Below are 18321 nucleotides of genomic sequence, written 5' to 3' on the forward strand. Positions count from 1 at the left end.
TCGTTGACTTGGTCACTTTAATTTAGCAAAGCCTAAACAGCCTGCCGTTACGGCAGCGCTTGAGCGCGAAGGCCGACTGTTGCGAAGCGTTAGTTTTGAGTTAGGATTTCGTCAGGCTGGGATAGCAAATGCAAAGTGAGGACAGGGGCGCTGCAAATAGAATCTCACTCTTCGGCGGTTTCCGGATTGAAAATGAAACGGCCGGTCCGCTTCGGCTGACCGGGAAACGAGGGCCGGCAATCATCGCCTATCTGGCCCGGTGTCCGGGCATGGCGGCGACGCGGGAGAGGCTGGCTGACCTCCTATGGGGCGACAGTGACGGCGAACATTCGCGCAACAGCCTTCGGCAAGCCCTCAGTGTCCTGCGTCAGGATCTGGCGCGAGAAGGGGTGGATCTCATCCATTCCAGCGGTGAGCTGATCGCCCTGAGGCCAGAGGCCTTTCAAATCGACGTGGAGAAGTTCGAAACGGGTCTCTCGGCCCGTTCCGCTCAGGACCTCGCGAAGGCCTTGGCGAACTACACCGGGCCCTTCCTCGACGGGCTTTATCTGGGAAGCAATGCGTTCGATGACTGGATCACATCGGAACGCGACAGGCTGCTCGGCCGCGCGCTTGAGTCCTTCGAAAAACTGGCCCGTCTCGTCGACCCCGATGCCGGGCTGATCCTGGCCGATCGTATTCTGAGCATGGAACCGACACGGGAAGAATCCTATCGGCTCAAGATGGAATTGCTGCTCGCATGCGGGCAACGCGACAGGGCAATCAGGACATACGAAGCTTGCAGAAGCATGCTGAAGAAGGAGTTCGGCGTCGAAGCCGGCCCTGAAACGCGGGCGCTTTGGCAATCTCTGTTGCTTGCCGCCGATGACGCTTCAAATGTGCAGTCGACAAGTGGTGTTCCGGCCAGCCAGCGCCTTGGGCGTCCGTCCATCAGCGTTGCCGACTTCGTCAATCTGACTGGAAAGCAAGGCGACGACTTTTTCGCCAAGGGACTTGTCCAGGACATCACGACGGCCCTTTCCGAAGTGGCCGATTATGTCGTGCTCGCCGCGCTTCCGCCCGAGAAGAGCGGCCCAGGCGAAGAAGCCAAGACGCCAGGGACACTCCGGGCGCGATATATGCTCAGCGGCAGCGTCCAGAGATCTGGCAATGGGTTGAGGGTAAATGTCCAGCTCGTCGACGCCGCCGGCGGCCACCACGTCTGGGCCCAGAAGTTCGACGGCCACTCCGAGAACGCGCTCGAATTCCAGGACAGGATCGCACAGTCTGTTGTTCTTGCCGTGATCCTCGAACTTCAACTGACCAACTGGAAGGTTCGAGACAAAAGCCCGCCGGGGACCCCTGAAGTGCGCAGGCTGGTCAACGAAGCCCTCATGAAATATTTTGAGATGACTCGGGACTCACTTTTGATCGGGATTGAGCTTGCCGAGAAGGCCTTCTCGATAGGTCCCGACAACGCTCGTGCAAAGCGGACGCTCTCGATCGTAATATCCATGGGCGTGGCGTTTGGTGCGCTGCCTCGGGAGCGAGGGGTGATCGAGCGTGCGGTCGAGCTTGCGGAAGCTGCGGTGCGCGCGGTGCCGGACGATGAAATTGCCCGATGTATCTTGTCGTTCGCTCTCGAAAGTTGCGGTCGTATCGACGAGGCGATCGCCGAATGCCGCCACGCGATCAGCCTCAACCCAAGCTACCCGACTGGCCACGGCGATATTTCGATGCTCTTTGCGTTGCGCGGACAGGTCGACGAAGCGGTGCGCGAGGCCAACGAAGCAATCCGGCTCGGAACGCACGATGTGATCGACTTCTGGCGCCACCACGGCCTGGTTGTGGCGCTCTTCGCTGGCGGAGACAACCAGCGGGCGCTCGAAGCCGCCCGCAAAGTGGTCAGGACAAAGCCGGGCTTCGTTCGCGGCGCCCTTTATTGGGCCGCGACCGCGTCGGCCACCGGAAACAACGAAGAAGCGTCCCGGGCCATCCACCATTGCCTGTCACAACTTCCGCATCTCAATCTGAGCAATGTCTGCCCTGGCTTTGTGCCGCGCTACGTGAAGGATCATCATCATTCCCGGTTCCTTGAGATGCTGTCGAGGGCTGGCCTTCCCAGTTCCTAGCCACATCATTGGCGTAGACACCGTCATACGAAGCTGGAGGGTTCCGTCCTCCGCCCAGGCATCGAAAGCAGATGACGCGTTGGCAATTCCGGTCAGGTCGACCTATAAGCTACCTTGCGATTGAGGTATTCGGCGCCGCACGCCGTCGCGCCGGCCAGGTCATCCGGCCGATTTGCGGCGGGGGCTTGTCATGGCACGTGATAGCGTTCACTCGACGCGTGTCCAACTTATTGAAGCTATAAAAGATGCAAGATTATCAAAGGCTTAGGATAGCCATAGCCCCCATGATGGATGGGGCGGAGACCTAAATAAAATCAGTTAGTTATGAGATGCCGTGTGCAAAAATCGCACACGAAAGTTCTGCTTCTCTTCTTTTTTCGTTCCCACGACTTAGCCTCCGACAGCCGCATTCGGGCGCTCGTCTGCCGCCGATTTCGACCGCTCCTTTGCGGATTTTCGCCGGGATATCCGTGAACCTCACTGTGCTCCGCGGCGTCCAGCTTGCCCACCGGGGTGAGCGAGTCCGGAGAGCGCTTCCGCCTTTCCCCACTCACTGAACTGACAGTTCCGGCTTCGCTGCTACGGCTGAGTCGTGTCGGCAATTCTCACAGCGGCGGGAGTTTCCCGCCTCGGCATTTGACAGACTAAATTTGCGCTGGGTCAAAGCTCGTCCCGTCCATCTGACTACAAGATGTTTCGAAGGATGGCAGTTGGCCATTCGACGATGGAGGCGATTCTGATGAAACTGATGGCATCTCTGTCCCTGGCAACCTACCCAGAAGCGAACTCCGCGAAAATCGCGGCGAACGCGGTCGCTGTCGTCAAGAAAATCGACGCGGCGCTGCACGCCGTTGCCATCGACGTCGACATTCCCGACGTTTCGAACGCGCTTTCAAATTATTTGCTGGACCTTCCCTACAAGATACAAGAGGCCGAGGCGACCAGTCGCAAGCGCGGTAAAGTTCTGCTCGAGGCAATTAACCAAGAGGCCGAGCGCGCCGGTGTGACCCTCACCACGCAGGAGTTGACCGCACCACCGGCCTTGATGGGCAATGTTGCCGCAGAGCACTCCCGCTATTTCGACATCTGCCTGGTCGGCTGGGCCCCCGCCAACCAGACCGCACGGATTCTGGCCGAGGCGATACTGTTCGGCTCTGGTCGACCGACCCTGCTTCTTCCCGACTCCACGGACGTCGGGGTGCTTGGACATGTCGTTATCGCCTGGGACGGCAGCAGAGTGGCCGCACGGGCGGTCGCCGACGCGTGGGCGTTTCTTGAACGTGCCGCGACGATCACTGTTGTGACCGTGACCGACGAAAAGCCGCTTCCGGGACAGGGCATCGGCGAACGCCTTGCACTGGGCTTGAGGACGCGTGGTCTGGTGGCGGAGGCTGCCTCTATCCAGGTAGGGGACAGTTCAATCGGAACAGCGCTTCAGCAGCATGCTCTCAAGATCGGCGGCAACCTGCTCGTCATGGGCGGATACGGCCACTCCCGCGTCAGGGACTTCGTGCTTGGCGGTGCCACCGAAGGCATTCTCGCGGATCTGCGCCTGCCTGTCCTCCTGTCGCATTAGGTCGTGGCGAGATGAGACGTGGCACGGATCCAATCTTGCGTTTCCACGGCGCGGCCCACGGCGTCACCGGCTCATGTTATGAGATCGAGACGCCGCATTCGCGCATCCTCATCGACTGCGGCCTGTTCCAGGGGTCGAAGTCGGAACGGGAATTGAACTACGGTGCGTTCCCGTTTCCCCCGGACGCGATTGACGCTGTCATCCTGACGCACGCGCATATCGATCACAGCGGCCTTCTGCCGAAACTGGTCAAACACGGCTTTTCTGGTCCCATCCATACGACCCGCGCCTCCATCGATCTTTGCTCGGTCATGCTGCCGGATTCGGCGCACATCCAGGAAATGGTGGTCGAGCACCTGAACCGTCGCAACGCGCAGCGCGGTCGCCCGCCCGTCGTGCCGATCTACAGTCAGCAGGATGCCGCCGCGTGCATGGCCTTGTTCCGAGCTTTGGAATATGGCGAATGGACCACGGTCGCCGAAGGCCTTCGCGCCCGCTTCTGGAATGCTGGCCACCTCCTTGGTTCGGCATCGGTAGAGCTTGAGATCGACCGACATGATGCGCCGCTGCGCATCATGTTTTCGGGCGACATCGGTCCAGGCCACAAGCTGCTTCAGACCGATCCCGAGGGGCCGGCCGGCGTGGACTATCTGATCTGCGAATCGACCTATGGCGACCGCGACCGGCCGGACGTCTCGCCCGAACAGCGGCGATCCCAGCTTGGTGACATCGTGCGTGGCGCCGCCGCGGCAGGCGGCCCGCTTATCATTCCGTCCTTCGCTGTCGAAAGGACGCAAGAACTGCTGGTCGACCTGTATTTGCTCATGAAAGCGGGGGAGGTGCCGTCAGCTCCGGTCTTCGTTGACTCGCCGCTGGCGACACGCGCCAGTGCGATTTTCGAGCGCCATGCCAACGAGATCGAACATGGTGACGTGCTGCGCCAGGCCCTCAACTCGAAGGAACTCCGCTTCACGGAGACGGTGGAGCAGAGCAAGGCGATCAACCGCCTCACCGGCTTCTTCGTGGTGATCGCCGCCAGCGGCATGTGCGATGCGGGGCGTATCCGCCATCATCTCAAGGCCAATCTCTGGCGCCGGAACGCCACGGTGCTGATGGCCGGATATCAGGCCCAAGGGTCGCTTGGCAGGATCCTGCTCGACGGCGCGCAGCGCGTGCGCATCCAGGGTGAGGAAGTCGAGGTCAAGGCACGTATCAGCTGTTCGACCTCTATTCCGGCCACGCCGATGCCAGTGAACTGGTTGCCTGGCTCAAGGCCCGAACTCCAGTGAAGCAGCAGGTGTTCCTGACGCATGGAGAGGAAGCTGGACTCGGGGGCCTGCGCGTAAGGCTTGCAGGACTGATACCCGACGACAAGATCATCATCCCGAGGCTGGACGATGCTTTCCAATTGACCCCCGGTCGCAGTTTGCCGGTCGAGGTCAACGAGCCCCGCCGTTTGAGGCCGGAAAAGATTGCCCGCCTGGACTGGCACAATGACCTTTCGAAGCTTCTGCTGGATGTAAACGAGGCGGTCAGCGCCGCGGCCGACGAACGGAGTCGCGCAGCTGTCATCAGACGCATGCGCAGGGCGCTCGACACCGGCGACAGCAGCATCTGAGCAAATGAAGGAGCCTGATGGCCAGCAGTGCGCTGGCGATCAAGAAAGCCAAAATGTCTCAAGCCACCTCATCGACCATTGCCTTGACCGGCCTCAGCGAAGCCGAGGCACAAGCTAGGCTTGTCACCGAAGGGTTCAACGAGTTGCCCAGATCCAACCGTCGGACGCCCTTGCGAATTGCTATCGAGGTCTTGCGCGAGCCGATGCTTGCCCTGCTGTTGGGTGGAGGCTGCGTCTACCTGCTTCTTGGCGATCTTCAGGAGGCGTTGATACTGCTCGCATTTGCCACCTTGTCGGTGGGGATTACCATCGTTCAGGAGGCGCGGACGGAGCGTGTTCTCGAGGCGTTGCGCGACCTGACAAGTCCGCGCGCCCTGGTAATACGCGATGGCGAACGCAGGCGGATTGCGGGTCGCGAGGTGGTGCGCGGCGATACGGTCGTGCTGGGCGAGGGGGATCGGATTCCGGCCGATATCTTGCTCATTCAGAGTCGAGATATCCAGACCGATGAGTCCCTGCTGACAGGAGAATCCGTGCCGGTGCGAAAGATTGCTGCCGGGCAAGGCGATCTGCCAGCCGAATGCAGGCCGGGGGGTGACGACCTGCCTTTCGCATTTTCTGGATCACTCGTCGTTCGCGGTTCAGGCATCGGCGAAGTTCTGGCAACCGGGCCGCTAAGCCAAATCGGTGCGATCGGGCAATCGCTTAGCACAATGGAGACCGAAGCACCCCGCCTGCAGCGACAGACAAAACGCCTTGTCGCCATCTTCGCGCTGGTCGGCGGCGCGGTCAGTGTTCTCGCGGTCGTGCTTTATGGCCTGCTGCGTGGCGGATGGCTCGATGCGGTGTTGGCCGGTATTGCGCTCGGCATGTCGATGCTGCCCGAGGAATTTCCCATGGTGCTGACAATCTTCATGGCCATGGGCGCATGGCGCATCTCGCAGGCGCGCGTGCTCACGCGTCGTGCAGCAGCGATCGAGACGCTCGGCTCGGCAACGGTCCTTTGCACCGACAAGACCGGAACGCTGACCGAGAACCGAATGACAATTGCAGAACTGAGAACGCCCGATGGCAAACTGTTTCGCTTGCTGAACAATTCAAACACAGAGATGCCGGCGGCATTTGGGGAGTTGGTCGAGATCGGCATGCTAGCCAGTGCCGAGATCCCCTTTGATCCGATGGAAAGGGCATTTCACAAACTCGCGCAGGAGCGATTGCCCAAGCGCGCCGACAGCGCCGATCGGAAACTGGCCCGCGCCTATGGGTTGCGTCCTGACCTGTTGGCAATGTCGAATACCTGGCAATCGTCGTCTGGAGGTGGCGACTGCCTGATTGCCGCCAAAGGTTCGCCGGAGGCCATCGCGGCACTCTGCCGTCTACCTGCGGATCGTGTCGCTTCGGTCAAGGATGTTGTGGACGCCATGGCAACGGAAGGACTGCGCGTCCTAGGCGTTGCGCGTTCCAGCCATGCTGGCGATCAACTGCCGGACAAGCAGACTGGTTTCGAGTTCGAATTCATGGGCCTGGTCGGACTTACCGATCCCCTACGTTCAGGGGTTCCGGACGCGGTGAGCAATTGCCGCTCCGCCGGAATTAGAGTGATCATGATAACCGGGGACTATCCCGCGACCGCGACAGCAATCGCCAGGCAGGCTGGGCTCGATTTCAACGATGTCGTCACCGGTGAAGAGCTCAAGACACTGGATGACGCAGCCCTGTCGGCGCGTGTGAAAACTGCAGCGGTGTTCGCGCGGATCATGCCCGAGCAGAAATTGGCAATCGTCAGAGCCTTGAAGGCCAACGGCGAGATTGTCGCCATGACGGGAGACGGCGTCAACGATGCTCCGTCGCTGAAAGCCGCAAACATTGGCATTGCCATGGGCGGTCGCGGCACGGATGTCGCGCGGGAGGCGTCGTCCATCGTCCTCCTCGACGACGATTTCGGGTCGATAGTCAAAGCCATCCGGCTGGGCCGCCGCATCTACGACGCCTTGCACTGGGGAATGCCGGAAGACGAGATTCGAGCCCTGACGTTCTTCTCGCTGGTGCTGACGATCGTTGGGTTGATTTTCGTCAACCGTACGTTCAGCGAGTTGCTGCTGACTGCTCTTTTCCGGCCAAATCGATCGCTTGCTTTTGTCGTCGTGGTGGTTGCAGCGGCGCTGGGCGGGACGCTTCTGTGGCCGCTCGCGAGTAATCTCTTCCAGTTCGGACCGCTGCACCTGGACGACCTGGCCGTGACGCTTGCGGCCGGGTTGGCAGTGCTGGTCTGCCTTGAGTTCCTGAAACATTTCTGGCGGGAGCGGCTGAAAACCTGATCATTGATGCAAGTCTGCCCGCGATTCCGACCAGGGCGAACGCCCAGCTTGCGGAGTGCGCGCTTTGACGGTCGGGCCGAGCAGTGATGAACCGAAAGGCGAACGATGCGTTGGTGCCATGTCTGAGGCGCAATCCGCAGGCTTTCGCAAAATGAGCAACGGAGTCAAAATCAGATGACCGAACATTCGGCAACATCAGTCAACACCAAACGGTTGTCCGAACAGGAGTTGCGCGACATTGACGCCTATTGGCGAGCTGCGAACTATCTGACGATCGGCCAGATCTACCTGCTCGACAATCCGCTGCTGCGTGAACCGTTGCGGTTGGAGCACGTCAAGCCGCGTCTCCTCGGCCACTGGGGAACGTCGCCCGGCCTGAGCTTCATCTATGCGCACCTCAATCGCGCGATCCGGCTCAGGGACGCAGATGTGATCTATGTCTGCGGCCCCGGCCATGGCGGCCCGGCAATGGTGGCCAATACCTATCTGGAAGGCACCTACGGCGAGCTCAATCCCGACATTGCGATGGACGAGCAGGGGATTCGCAAGCTGTTCCGGCAGTTTTCGTTTCCCGGCGGTATACCGAGCCATGCCGCACCAGATGTGCCCGGCTCGATCCATGAGGGTGGCGAGTTAGGCTATTCGCTGTCGCACGCCTATGGCGCAGCCTTTGACAATCCGGATCTTGTGGTTGCCTGCGTCGTCGGCGACGGCGAGGCTGAAACGGGGCCACTGGCGGCCGCATGGCATTCCAACAAATTCCTCAATCCCGCGCGCGACGGGGCGGTGCTGCCGATCCTGCATCTGAACGGTTACAAGATCGCCAATCCAACCATTCTGGCCCGCATCCCCGAAGATGAATTGCGCGCGCTGTTTGCCGGCTACGGCTATGAGCCGCTGTTCGTGGAAGGCCACGAGCCGACCCTGATGCATCAGCGAATGGCGAGCGTGCTCGACGATGCGCTTGATCGGATCCAGGCTATCCAGCATGCCGCACGCAACGGTCCTGCGGCGACCGCGTCACGACCAAAATGGCCGATGATCGTGCTTCGCAGCCCCAAGGGCTGGACCGGCCCGAAAGAGGTTGACGGTTTGAAGACCGAGGGTTTCTGGCGCTCGCATCAGGTTCCCTTGTCAGGCCTTGCGGAAAACCCCGCGCATCTCAAACTGCTCGAGGAGTGGCTGAAAAGCTATCGACCGGAAGAATTGTTCGACGCCGCTGGCGCCCCTGTCGCCTCGATCCGCGCCACCGCACCCCAGGCGACGCGGCGCATGAGCGCCAACCCGCATGCCAATGGCGGCCTGCTGCGCAGGTCACTCGAATTGCCCGCGTTGCATGACCACGCCGTTGCGCTCGAGCGCCCTGGCGCCGTCAAGGCTGAGTCGACGCGGGTCATGGGCAGTTTCCTGCGTGATGTCATGCAGTTGAACGAGGCCGCGAAGAACTTCCGGATCGTCGGCCCGGACGAGACTGCCTCGAACCGCCTTCAGGATGTGTTCGAAGTGACGGAGCGTGGCTGGATGGAAAAGATCCTGCCCGAAGACGTTCACCTCGGGCGCGAGGGCAGGGTTCTGGAAATCCTCTCCGAGCACACCTGCCAGGGCTGGCTCGAAGGCTACCTGCTCACCGGGCGGCACGGTCTGTTCTCCTGCTACGAGGCATTTATCCATATCGTAGATTCCATGTTCAACCAGCATGCGAAATGGCTGGATGCCTGCCACGATATCCCATGGCGGCGGCCGATCGCATCGCTGAACTATCTGTTGTCCAGCCATGTCTGGCATCAGGAACACAATGGCTTCAGCCATCAGGACCCTGGCTTCATCGACGTCGCCCTCAACAAGAAGGCCGACATTGTGCGGGTCTACCTGCCGCCGGACGCCAACACCTTGCTGTGCGTGACCGACCACGTGCTGCAGACCTGGAACCGCATCAACATCATCGTCGCCGGCAAGCCGCCATCGTGGCAGTGGCTGTCGATGGACAAGGCAATCGTTCACTGCCGGGCAGGGATCGGCATCTGGGACTGGGCGTCAACCGACGATGGGGCCGAGCCCGACGTCGTGATGGCTTGCGCCGGCGACGTCCCGACCCTCGAAACGCTGGCTGCAGTGCAGATCCTCAGGCAACAGGTTCCCCATCTCAGGATCAGGACGGTCAACGTTGTCGATCTGATGACCCTTCAGCCTAAGGAATATCATCCGCACGGCCTGTCGGATCGCGAGTTCGATGCGCTGTTCACTCCGGACAAACCGGTGATCTTTGCCTACCACGGCTATCCCTGGACCATTCACCGCCTCACCTATCGACGTACCAACCACGACAACATCCATGTGCGCGGCTACAACGAGGAGGGCACGACGACAACGCCCTTCGACATGACGGTGCTCAACGGTCTCGACCGTTTCCATATCGTCCAAACCGTCCTTGACTGGGTCCCGCAACTCAAAAGCGTTCGTGTCGCCTTAAAGCAGGCGATGGACGGCAAGCTGCTTGAACATCGAGCCTATATTCGCGCCCATGGCCAGGATATGCCGGAGATCCTTGACTGGAGGTGGGGACAGGATCCTGATGCGGCGCCGAAGCGTCCAGATTGAGCTGATGCCCGTCCGCAAGCACATAGGACGCAAACATATCGGATGGCTTCATGACTGATGCGATCCTTGTCCTGAACGGCGGTTCTTCGAGCCTGAAGTTAGCCGTCTTCGAAGGACGTGACCGACTTCCGCTGCTGCTGCGCGGCAATGTCTCTTCTCTCGGCCATCAACCACGGCTGCGCGTCGAGGCTGCGGCCGGCAGGTCCAAGATCGAAAGGAGCCTGGGCGAAGCACCGATCGATATGGACAAGGCGTTCACGGCGGTCGCCTCTGTGCTCGCAGACAACCACCTCCTGCCTCGCATCGGCAGGGTAGGGCACCGGATCGTTCACGGCGGGCGTGACTTCACAGAAGCGACGCTGCTTGACGAAGACACGCTCAAGGCACTGAGCTTGCTCGAGCCGATGGCGCCCATCCACCAACGGATCAATCTCGAGATTGTCGCGCTGGCCACGAAGCTCTTGCCGCAGGCCCTCCAGATAGGATGCTTTGATACGGCGTTTCATTCAGCCCGGCCGGAGCTCGCCAAAATCTACGGGCTGCCGCGCGCGGTGACCGAGGCGGGCATCATTTCCTACGGGTTTCATGGGCTGTCATACAGCCATATCGCATCGAAGCTGCGTGACCGTTGCGGCGCGGGCGCCGGCGGCCGCACGATCGTTGCCCATCTCGGCAGCGGCGCCAGCCTGTGCGCCATGGACGCCGGACGAAGCATCGCCACGACGATGGGGTTTTCGACCCTGGACGGCCTGGTGATGAGCACGCGTTGCGGTGCGCTCGACCCGGGAGTCATCCTCCACTTGCTGCGGGAACGGCGGCTGTCTGCGGAAGAACTGATCACGCTTCTCTACGAGCAATCCGGCCTGCTCGGCGTGTCTGGAATATCTGGTGATATGCGGACCCTGATCGGCTCAGACGACCCTGCCGCAGCCGAGGCGGTCGACCTTTTCGTCTATCGGATCGGACGCGAGATAGGATCGCTGGCCGCTGCCATGGGAGGTCTGGACACGCTGGTGTTCACTGCCGGCATTGGCGAAAACGCGCCGTTGGTCCGCGAAAGGATCAGCGCGGCCGCGGCCTGGCTTGGCGTCGGTCTCGACGAGGAGCGAAACCGACGAGGCGATGTGGTGGTCAGCGCTGCGGATTCCCGCGTTGATGTGCTTGTCATTCCAGCGGATGAAGAAAGAGCTGTGGCCACCGAGATACTCGACTTTCGACCTGCCGCGCGCGAAACGGCCCGGGAGGGAGCGCGGTAGCTAAGCGGCTGATCGCGCCCCCAACTCCCGCCGCACCAAGACAAGCGTCGCATCGTCGGGATCGGTTGTGACGGTGAAGCCCATGTCGCGCTCGACCTCGATCGCAGCACGGTTTTCACGGCTTTCGATTGACTCGATGGCTTTGAGGCCGAGTTCCTCGGCATATTTCGCAACATAGGCGAGCAGCTCCCAGCCAACGCCCAGATGCTTGCGATCCTGGCGAAGGCAGATCGCGACTTCGCCGTTTCGATCGGCTCGATCGCTTGCCAGCGTCGCAACCGCGATCAGCATCCCGTCCGCCGAGAATGCTAGAAAATTATGGATATGGGCGTCGTCTGAACGCGTCATCGCGACCAGCCGTTCATGCGAGACCTCCTTGACCGCGCCGAGAAAGCGGAAGCGCAGGTCGTCCGGGGTCACATGCGTGAAGAACTCGGCCAGTGTTGGCTCATCCTCAGGGCGCGCGCGGCGCACTTCGAAGCGAAAGCCGGTATGGGTGGTAAGTGTGTTGTCCATCATTATCTGGTCCTTGAACTGAGGCCGGTTCTGCGGCGTCATTGTCGTCTCTCTGCGCAGGCAGGCACCTTCATTCGCTCATGCAGTGGAGCGCGTCCTGCTTGACGATTTCGATGCTGCGCAGGTTGAGCAGGCGGATGACGCCCTTGTCCTTCAGCCGGGTGAAGACCCGCGATACGGTTTCGATGGTCAGGCCGAGATAGTCGCCGATGTCCATACGCGACATTGGCAGTTCGACCTGCCGCAAACCACCCTGACGCTCCGCCATGTCAACCAGGAAGGCGGCTACGCGTTCGATGGCGTTCTGGCGGCCGAGAACCAGCAGGTGTTCCTGCGCTCGGATCAAACCCTTCAGCGCCAAGGGCAATAGTTGGCGGGACATGTCCGCCCCAGCGGTGAGCCGCAAGACGCGGACAGCTGTGGCGTTGATTGCCTCTGCGAAGAAATGATGTGTCGCGTCTGCCTCGAACCCGAATGTCTCTCCGGCGAGGTGAAAGGCGCTGATCTGCCGGCGACCATCGGCAAGCAGACGGTAGATGCGCACGGCACCGAACTCGACTTGATAGAAGGCCCCAGCCTTCTCGCCCTGGGCATAGATTTCAGCGCCGGCGGGAAAAAAGCTCAGTGGCTGCAACGGTGCCGGGTCGAATGCATCCGGCAGGGTTGGCTGCACAGAATGCGACGGGAGTGAAATTCTGGAGGCGGTGTAGGCGTGCATAGCTGTGTTCCCGGTTGTTCCGTGACACAGCAATCGCGCGAATCTGGGGGCCGCGAAATTCGGTTATATCCCTACGGGAAACTACCTAGACGTGCGAATTCTTGATCCACATCAAGGGGCCGGGCGCGCCGGGCGCCTAAGTTCACCTTCGCTTTGGGCGATAGCAATAGGGAGTCGTTTCGAATTCTCGCATCGGAACGGCTGGTGGGCAGCGATGTATCTTCCGCAATTCCTGGTCGGAATGTTTGTCACCGCGACCGTAGTCGCGGTGTGGACCTACGCGGCAACGGGCTCGGTCTGGACAGCACTGGGCTGGGCGATTATCGACCTGGTCGTTCTGCAGGTCGGGTACTTCGTCTTTGTCATCCGCCTGGTTTCCAAAGGCGCGACGGCAGACGCTGAAGCAGACTCCGCGTCACTCAGCCATGTTGCACCGCCCCAAAGAGACGGCCCGTTGCTTTAGCCTATGATCGCGACGCTGCCGTATCAAAATCAATCGCGGCACGCGCCTTGCCATGTTTTGCCAATCTGGGACAAGGTTGAATGCGCATTGCAATCCTGTCTGACATCCATGCCAATCGCGAGGCGTTCGACGCGGTCCTGGAAGCTGTTCACGAACGCGGTAGTCCGGACGAGTTGGTATTGCTCGGCGATCTGGTCGGCTACGGTCCCGATCCCGTCTATGTGATCGAGAAGGTCGCACATCTGATGGCTGACGGCGCGCTTTGCATCAGGGCAACCACGACGAAGCCGTGGCGCTGAACCTGAGCAACATGACTGAGAATGCGCGGTTCGCCGTCCGGTGGACTCGCAAACGCATTGCCTCGGCGCATCTCGATTTCCTGGCGCGATTGCCGCTCTCGCTGCAATCCGAAGACCGCCTTTATGTGCACGCAAGTGCGGAGCGACCGGGAAAGTGGCCCTACATACGCGACGTGGACGCAGCGGAACGCTGCCTCTCGGCAAGCGACGCCCGCTTCGTTTTCTGCGGCCACACCCACATTCCCGCCATCTACTACGCGCTTCCCGGTCGCCGGCCCATGCATTTTCAGCCGTATGACAATGTGGCTGCACCCTTGTCGGAGATGAGGCGCCACCTGGTGATCGCCGGCGCTGTCGGGCAACCCCGCGATGGCAACCCGGCGGCGTGCTTTGTTCTTGTCGACACCCAGCGGCAAGAGGTCACGATGGTTCGTGTTCCCTACGATCACGAAGAAACCGCCCGCAAGATCCAAGCCGCCGGCTTGCCTGGATGGCTTGGCATGCGGCTGAAGATCGGCCGCTAGGCTTCAAGGAGACGTACTTGATGCAAAGGTTTGACGCAGGCGCAGTCATCGATGGTTTCGAGCTGGTCGAAAAGCTCCCCTCCGGCGGCATGGCGGACGGCGTGCCCCGCCTTTTCCGCACCCTCGCCATAGGCGTTTGCAGGGCCGCGGCAGAGCCGGTCCGGCGACGGATCGGGATGGCCGACCACAATCAGGATGCGTCGCGACATGGTCTACTCCCAGGGAGCCTGGCATTGCAGCGTCAAGGCCGTTCGACCCTTGCCACTTGATAGGTGTGCATGGCGCCGTTGCGCTCGATCGACACATACTCACCGGTCACGAACCGTTCGTCGCCGAGATGGAAGCCGATCTCGTCGTCGCGATCGCCATCGGCATAGTCGAAATACCACTGTCCGCCGGGCTTGCGCCTCAGCCGGCCGATCAGATCCTGCTCGCCGGTGCGAAACCGACGAACACGGCAGGAGGCCCTGTGCGATTTCCACTCTTCCGCATCGATCTTTCCTTCGCCGGTCAATGGAGCCAGCACGTCATAGCCTTCTTCACGGTCGCCTTCCGGGTGGCCCTTTTCACGCGCGAGTAGCAGCCGGACATTGCGGAATTTCGGGGTGAGGTCCTTCAAACTGGTCATGGCGAACTCCCTTTACGGAAGTTTCATAGAGCGGTGGCGGGACCTGGCCCTTGATCCGCATCAAAGAAGGCTCGAGAACAACACTTCTATCCAGGACCGAGCAACAGCAGGGCGCAGATACCCATGGTTGCGGCGATCAGGGTTGTGACGGCCAGTGGCAACCAGAACCGGACCGGGCCGGCAAATACTGCAAGCGACAGGCGACCGATGGCGTTTGCTGCCAGCGCCGCGAGCACGGCCTGGCCCACGGTCTCGACGGACACGGAATGCTTGACCAGGCGCAGCGCGCCAAGCACTGAGACATCGACATCGAATGCGCCGGCCAGCGCCGAACTCGCCAACAGACCGCGCCCACCGAATTGAGCGGCCAGCCCGGCACTTGCCGTCGCCACGATCGCAAAGAGCAAGGCGAAGAGCAGCAACGGACCCAGTTCGAATGGATTGCGCGCGATAGCGCTGCCTTCACCGTCCCCGCTGTCGCGAGTCATCAGCAACGCGCCGCAGACGGCGAAGGCGAGCGCCGCGGCAATCGCCGGAATGACGACCGATACGAGCACGCTTGGCTCGACGATCAGAACCACGGAGCAGACGCGGAGCACCGAAACCATTGCAGCCAGGGATGCCGCCCCGGCGAGCGGCAGCGGATTGCTTGCCGAGGTGGCATTGCGGGCAAGCGCCAAGGTCACCGCGGTGGAAGAGACAATCGCCCCGGCGAGCGAGCTGACCAGCAGACCACGCCTATTGCCCAGAAGGCGAACAGCCACATAGCCGGCGAACGATATGGAGGCCATCAGCACCGTCAGGAACCAGACTTCCCAAGGATTGAAACCGCCCCACGGGTCCATCGTCCGGTTTGGCAGCAGCGGCAAGATGATCGCGGTCATCACCGCAAGGATCAGCGCCGACCGGAGTTCGACCCAGGTCAGTCGCTTCAACAGACCGTGCAGGACCTCGCGGCTGGCCAGGATTGCCGCCAGTGCCGCCCCACCGGCGGCAGCAGCCCGATAATCGCCGGCGACGGAAAGCGCGCCAAGGGCAAAAACGCCCAGGCCCGCGATCACGCTGGTGACACTGAAATCCTCGTCATGGGCAGCCTCGCGCGCCTTGTACCAAGCGAAGATTGAGGCAAAGGCGATGAATCCGCCGACCAGCACGGATACCGCGCCGAGTGCATTGGCGAGTGCGGCGAGCACGCCGCCGAGCAGGCCAGATATACCGAATGTCCGGATGCCGGCCGTCCGGCTGCGATCGGGAGCGTCCCGCTCCTGCCAGCCACGCTCCAAGCCGACGAGGAGACCTATTGCGAGGGCCAGTCCGAGCCGGGCGATGAGCGGATCCATTGGCGCGGCGACTTCAGGCGCCGACCGTCGGCAGGCGGTCGCGAACCCACCTGACGATCTGGCCTGCCGTCATTGCACCTGATGTGCGCGCGATTTCGCGCCCGCCGTGAAAAAGGACCATGGTCGGGATGCTGCGAATGCCGAGCCTGGCCGCAACAGCCTGCTCATTGTCGGAATTGAGTTTGATCAGGCGGACATGCGGCTCCAGTTCATTTGCTGCCGCTTCGTAAGCCGGCGCCATCATCTTGCAGGGGCCGCACCACGGTGCCCAGATGTCGACGACAACGGGAAGGCTGCTGCGCGCAATCTGATTATCGAAGATCGCGGCATCGACATCTTCGGGATGCCCGGAAAACAGCCGGTTCCCGCACTTTCCGCATTTCGCCTCCATGGCATTGCGGACCGGCGGCAAGCGGTTGACTCCACCGCATTTGCTGCAAACCACTAGATTCTGCTGTGCCATGGTCATTTACCGATTTTGCTCTCGACCACTATGCGCGCCGCAGATGGCCATCGCCAAGGGTGCGCAACGCGTTCAGGATGACCGCCACGTCAATCCCTTCCTGAAGCAGCGCTCCGGCAACCGGGGTGATCTGCCCCATGGCCGCCGCGATCATTGCCAACCCCGACAGGGCCAGCCCGGCGATGATGCTTTGCAAGGCGATCGATCGCGTTCGCCGTGCAATCCGAACTGCATCGGCGACGGGCTCCAGCCTGTCGGTCAGCACGATAACATCAGCTGCCTCGGAGGAGGCGGTCGCACCGCGTGCGCCCATGGCGATACCGACGGTTGCGGCCGCCAGGGCAGGGGCATCGTTGATGCCGTCGCCGATCATCATCGTCGGCGCCGAGGCTTTCTCGGCTTCGACTTTCGCGACTTTTTCAGCAGGGGTCGCATCGGCGACAATGGCGTCGAGGTCGAGCCTGGCGGCGATGCGCTTGGCTGCTACGCCGTCGTCGCCCGTGAGCATGATCATGCGCGCAATGCCGGCGGAGCGCAGCTTGCCGAGTGCATCATGCGCATCAACACGCAGGGCGTCCCCGAACGTGAAAACACCGGCAAGGCGTCCGCCGAGCGCTACAAAGACCCTGAGCACCGGCTCATCCCGGTATTTTTCCTCGCCGCTTTTCGCCCAGCCGGGCAGCGGCTTGTCGGCGAGAACGAATGCCCGCGATCCCGCCGTGACCGCCATGTTGTCGACCTGGCCCTTCAGGCCCGAACCGCGATGCTCATGAACATCCCGCGGATGCGAAAGCATCAGCTGTCTGCCGCGCGCCGCCCGGATGATCGAGTCGGCGAGCACGTGGTGCGAGGCTTGTTCCAAAGACGCGAGTAGCAGCAGCAGATTGTCGGAGTAGCGACCGGTCGCCACTTCGATTCCGATGAGTTCGGCGCCGCCGATGGTCAAGGTCCCCGTCTTGTCGAAGATCGCGGTTCGGACTTGCGCAAGCGCCTCCAGAGCCGCGCTGCCTTTCATCAGGATGCCGGCGCGCGCGGCGCGGGACACGCCGCCGATAAAGGCAACCGGTGCCGCAAGGATGAGCGGGCAAGGTGTCGCAACGACCAGCACGGCCAGCGCCCGGATTGGATCGCCGGAAATGTACCAGGCGGCACCTGAGACCAGCAACGTGGCTGGCAGCAGGAACAGCGCAAAGCGGTCGGCCATGCGGATGAACGGGGATTTCGCCGTCTGCGCTGCAGCAACCATGCGCACGATCGCGGCATAGGTGCTCTGCTCTGCCAACGCAGATGCCTGCATGCTGAAGGTCTCGCCCGCATTGATGGTGCCGCTGCGCAGCAGATCGCCCGCAGTCCGCCGTTCCGGCAGCGGTTCTCCGCTCACCGCGGACTCGTCGAGAGAGGCCGAAGCATCAAGCAGGATGCCATCGACGGGAAGCAGTTCGCCGGCCCGGACAAGAAGCTCGTCGCCGACGGCAACGTCTTCGACGGAGATGGTCTCGGTCCCCAGCTTTGACGTTCGATGGGCGACACGCGGTGACCGGCCGGTCAATGCCTTGAGGTTCCGTTCCGCACGGCCCCGGGCGAAATCCTCAAGCACCGTGCCGCCGGCATACATGATCGCCACCACCACGGCCGCCAGGGCCTGTCCTAGCAGGAGCGCGGCGGACATCGACACCAAGGCAATCGCATCGACGCCGAAGCGGCCGATCCAGAAATCACGCAGAATGGAAACTGCGAGAGCCGCCACGACGGGCAAGGTCGCCACCGTCCAGATTGTGTCGGCTTCAAGGGGACCGAGCCCGGTTCGCCAGGCTCCTAAACCAACGGCGAGACCCAGAATGGCGATGACCAGCAATGCGCGTCGTAGAGCAGACTCGTTCATCCGATGTCCCT

The 18321-nt window shown here is 61.7% G+C and carries 15 protein-coding genes and 1 pseudogene; 9 read left to right on the forward strand and 7 right to left on the reverse strand.

Annotated features, from left to right (window positions below; translation table 11 throughout):
* Nucleotides 1-128: 128 nt before the first annotated feature.
* The 6 genes and pseudogenes from NKJ04_RS16510 to NKJ04_RS16535 all read left to right on the forward strand — a co-directional run bounded on the left by NKJ04_RS16510 (nt 129) and on the right by NKJ04_RS16535 (nt 11477).
* Complete coding sequence (locus NKJ04_RS16510; protein ID WP_128303643.1) at nt 129-2111, forward strand: BTAD domain-containing putative transcriptional regulator; 1983 nt, start codon at nt 129-131, stop codon at nt 2109-2111.
* A 739-nt stretch (nt 2112-2850) separates the two neighbouring features.
* Nucleotides 2851-3687 carry a universal stress protein gene (locus tag NKJ04_RS16515; RefSeq protein ID WP_352676392.1) on the forward strand — a complete coding sequence of 279 codons (837 nt, stop codon included), beginning with the start codon at nt 2851-2853 and terminating at the stop codon, nt 3685-3687.
* Between the two features lie 11 nt (nt 3688-3698).
* Nucleotides 3699-5305 (forward strand): annotated as a pseudogene (locus tag NKJ04_RS16520) (MBL fold metallo-hydrolase).
* Nucleotides 5306-5358: 53 nt separating this feature from the next.
* Nucleotides 5359-7623 (forward strand): cation-translocating P-type ATPase, encoded by a 2265-nt coding sequence (locus NKJ04_RS16525; protein WP_352676590.1) that lies wholly within the window; start codon nt 5359-5361, stop codon nt 7621-7623.
* Between the two features lie 174 nt (nt 7624-7797).
* On the forward strand, nt 7798-10221 hold the full coding sequence (locus NKJ04_RS16530; protein ID WP_352676395.1) for a phosphoketolase family protein: 2424 nt from the start codon (nt 7798-7800) through the stop codon (nt 10219-10221).
* Between the two features lie 50 nt (nt 10222-10271).
* Nucleotides 10272-11477, forward strand: a complete 1206-nt coding sequence (locus NKJ04_RS16535; protein ID WP_352676398.1) for an acetate/propionate family kinase — start codon at nt 10272-10274, stop codon at nt 11475-11477.
* Here the strand turns inward: NKJ04_RS16535 and NKJ04_RS16540 are convergent, their stop codons facing one another.
* Together NKJ04_RS16540 and NKJ04_RS16545 are read right to left on the reverse strand one after the other, a co-directional pair.
* On the reverse strand, nt 11478-11993 hold the full coding sequence (locus NKJ04_RS16540; protein ID WP_352676592.1) for a GNAT family N-acetyltransferase: 516 nt from the start codon (nt 11991-11993) through the stop codon (nt 11478-11480).
* Nucleotides 11994-12063: 70 nt separating this feature from the next.
* On the reverse strand, nt 12064-12711 hold the full coding sequence (locus NKJ04_RS16545) for a helix-turn-helix domain-containing protein (RefSeq protein ID WP_352676401.1): 648 nt from the start codon (nt 12709-12711) through the stop codon (nt 12064-12066).
* 214 nt (nt 12712-12925) lie between these two features.
* On the opposite strand from NKJ04_RS16545, the gene NKJ04_RS16550 reads away from it, so the two are divergent.
* The 3 genes from NKJ04_RS16550 (at nt 12926) to NKJ04_RS16560 (ending at nt 13997) form a co-directional block, all read left to right on the forward strand.
* Complete coding sequence (locus NKJ04_RS16550) at nt 12926-13174, forward strand: exopolysaccharide production repressor protein (protein WP_352676404.1); 249 nt, start codon at nt 12926-12928, stop codon at nt 13172-13174.
* A gap of 80 nt (nt 13175-13254) precedes the next feature.
* Nucleotides 13255-13473, forward strand: coding sequence for a metallophosphoesterase family protein (locus tag NKJ04_RS16555; RefSeq protein ID WP_352676406.1), 219 nt, complete (start codon nt 13255-13257; stop codon nt 13471-13473).
* On the forward strand, nt 13464-13997 hold the full coding sequence (locus NKJ04_RS16560) for a metallophosphoesterase family protein (RefSeq protein ID WP_352676409.1): 534 nt from the start codon (nt 13464-13466) through the stop codon (nt 13995-13997). Before NKJ04_RS16555 ends, NKJ04_RS16560 begins: the two co-directional genes overlap by 10 nt.
* Here NKJ04_RS16560 and NKJ04_RS16565 read toward each other — a convergent pair.
* The 5 genes from NKJ04_RS16565 to NKJ04_RS16585 form a co-directional block, all read right to left on the reverse strand.
* Nucleotides 13994-14206, reverse strand: coding sequence for a hypothetical protein (locus NKJ04_RS16565; protein WP_352676412.1), 213 nt, complete (start codon nt 14204-14206; stop codon nt 13994-13996). The two genes, NKJ04_RS16560 and NKJ04_RS16565, sit on opposite strands and share 4 nt — an antisense overlap.
* Before the next feature lie 32 nt (nt 14207-14238).
* Nucleotides 14239-14625: a hypothetical protein gene (locus NKJ04_RS16570; RefSeq protein ID WP_352676415.1), complete on the reverse strand. Its 387-nt coding sequence runs from the start codon at nt 14623-14625 to the stop codon at nt 14239-14241.
* 86 nt (nt 14626-14711) lie between these two features.
* Nucleotides 14712-15965, reverse strand: a complete 1254-nt coding sequence (locus NKJ04_RS16575) for an MgtC/SapB family protein (RefSeq protein WP_352676418.1) — start codon at nt 15963-15965, stop codon at nt 14712-14714.
* 13 nt (nt 15966-15978) lie between these two features.
* Nucleotides 15979-16428, reverse strand: a complete 450-nt coding sequence (trxC, locus tag NKJ04_RS16580; protein WP_352676421.1) for a thioredoxin TrxC — start codon at nt 16426-16428, stop codon at nt 15979-15981.
* A gap of 28 nt (nt 16429-16456) precedes the next feature.
* On the reverse strand, nt 16457-18310 hold the full coding sequence (locus tag NKJ04_RS16585; RefSeq protein ID WP_352676424.1) for a heavy metal translocating P-type ATPase: 1854 nt from the start codon (nt 18308-18310) through the stop codon (nt 16457-16459).
* Between the last annotated feature and the right edge of the window lie 11 nt (nt 18311-18321).

The organism is Mesorhizobium sp. M0618, assembly GCF_040320765.1.
Classification (GTDB): Bacteria; Pseudomonadota; Alphaproteobacteria; order Rhizobiales; family Rhizobiaceae; genus Mesorhizobium.

Bases quoted from the DNA above. Each gene is read 5' to 3' on its own strand.
- NKJ04_RS16545 (WP_352676401.1), bottom strand. From the start codon at position 12,711: ATGCACGCCTACACCGCCTCCAGAATTTCACTCCCGTCGCATTCTGTG.
- NKJ04_RS16585 (WP_352676424.1), bottom strand. From the start codon at position 18,310: ATGAACGAGTCTGCTCTACGACGCGCATTGCTGGTCATCGCCATTCTG.
- NKJ04_RS16550 (WP_352676404.1), top strand. From the start codon at position 12,926: ATGTATCTTCCGCAATTCCTGGTCGGAATGTTTGTCACCGCGACCGTA.
- trxC (WP_352676421.1), bottom strand. From the start codon at position 16,428: ATGGCACAGCAGAATCTAGTGGTTTGCAGCAAATGCGGTGGAGTCAAC.
- NKJ04_RS16565 (WP_352676412.1), bottom strand. From the start codon at position 14,206: ATGTCGCGACGCATCCTGATTGTGGTCGGCCATCCCGATCCGTCGCCG.
- NKJ04_RS16530 (WP_352676395.1), top strand. From the start codon at position 7,798: ATGACCGAACATTCGGCAACATCAGTCAACACCAAACGGTTGTCCGAA.
- NKJ04_RS16535 (WP_352676398.1), top strand. From the start codon at position 10,272: ATGACTGATGCGATCCTTGTCCTGAACGGCGGTTCTTCGAGCCTGAAG.
- NKJ04_RS16540 (WP_352676592.1), bottom strand. From the start codon at position 11,993: ATGGACAACACACTTACCACCCATACCGGCTTTCGCTTCGAAGTGCGC.
- NKJ04_RS16515 (WP_352676392.1), top strand. From the start codon at position 2,851: ATGAAACTGATGGCATCTCTGTCCCTGGCAACCTACCCAGAAGCGAAC.
- NKJ04_RS16555 (WP_352676406.1), top strand. From the start codon at position 13,255: ATGCGCATTGCAATCCTGTCTGACATCCATGCCAATCGCGAGGCGTTC.
- NKJ04_RS16510 (WP_128303643.1), top strand. From the start codon at position 129: ATGCAAAGTGAGGACAGGGGCGCTGCAAATAGAATCTCACTCTTCGGC.
- NKJ04_RS16570 (WP_352676415.1), bottom strand. From the start codon at position 14,625: ATGACCAGTTTGAAGGACCTCACCCCGAAATTCCGCAATGTCCGGCTG.
- NKJ04_RS16525 (WP_352676590.1), top strand. From the start codon at position 5,359: ATGTCTCAAGCCACCTCATCGACCATTGCCTTGACCGGCCTCAGCGAA.
- NKJ04_RS16575 (WP_352676418.1), bottom strand. From the start codon at position 15,965: ATGGATCCGCTCATCGCCCGGCTCGGACTGGCCCTCGCAATAGGTCTC.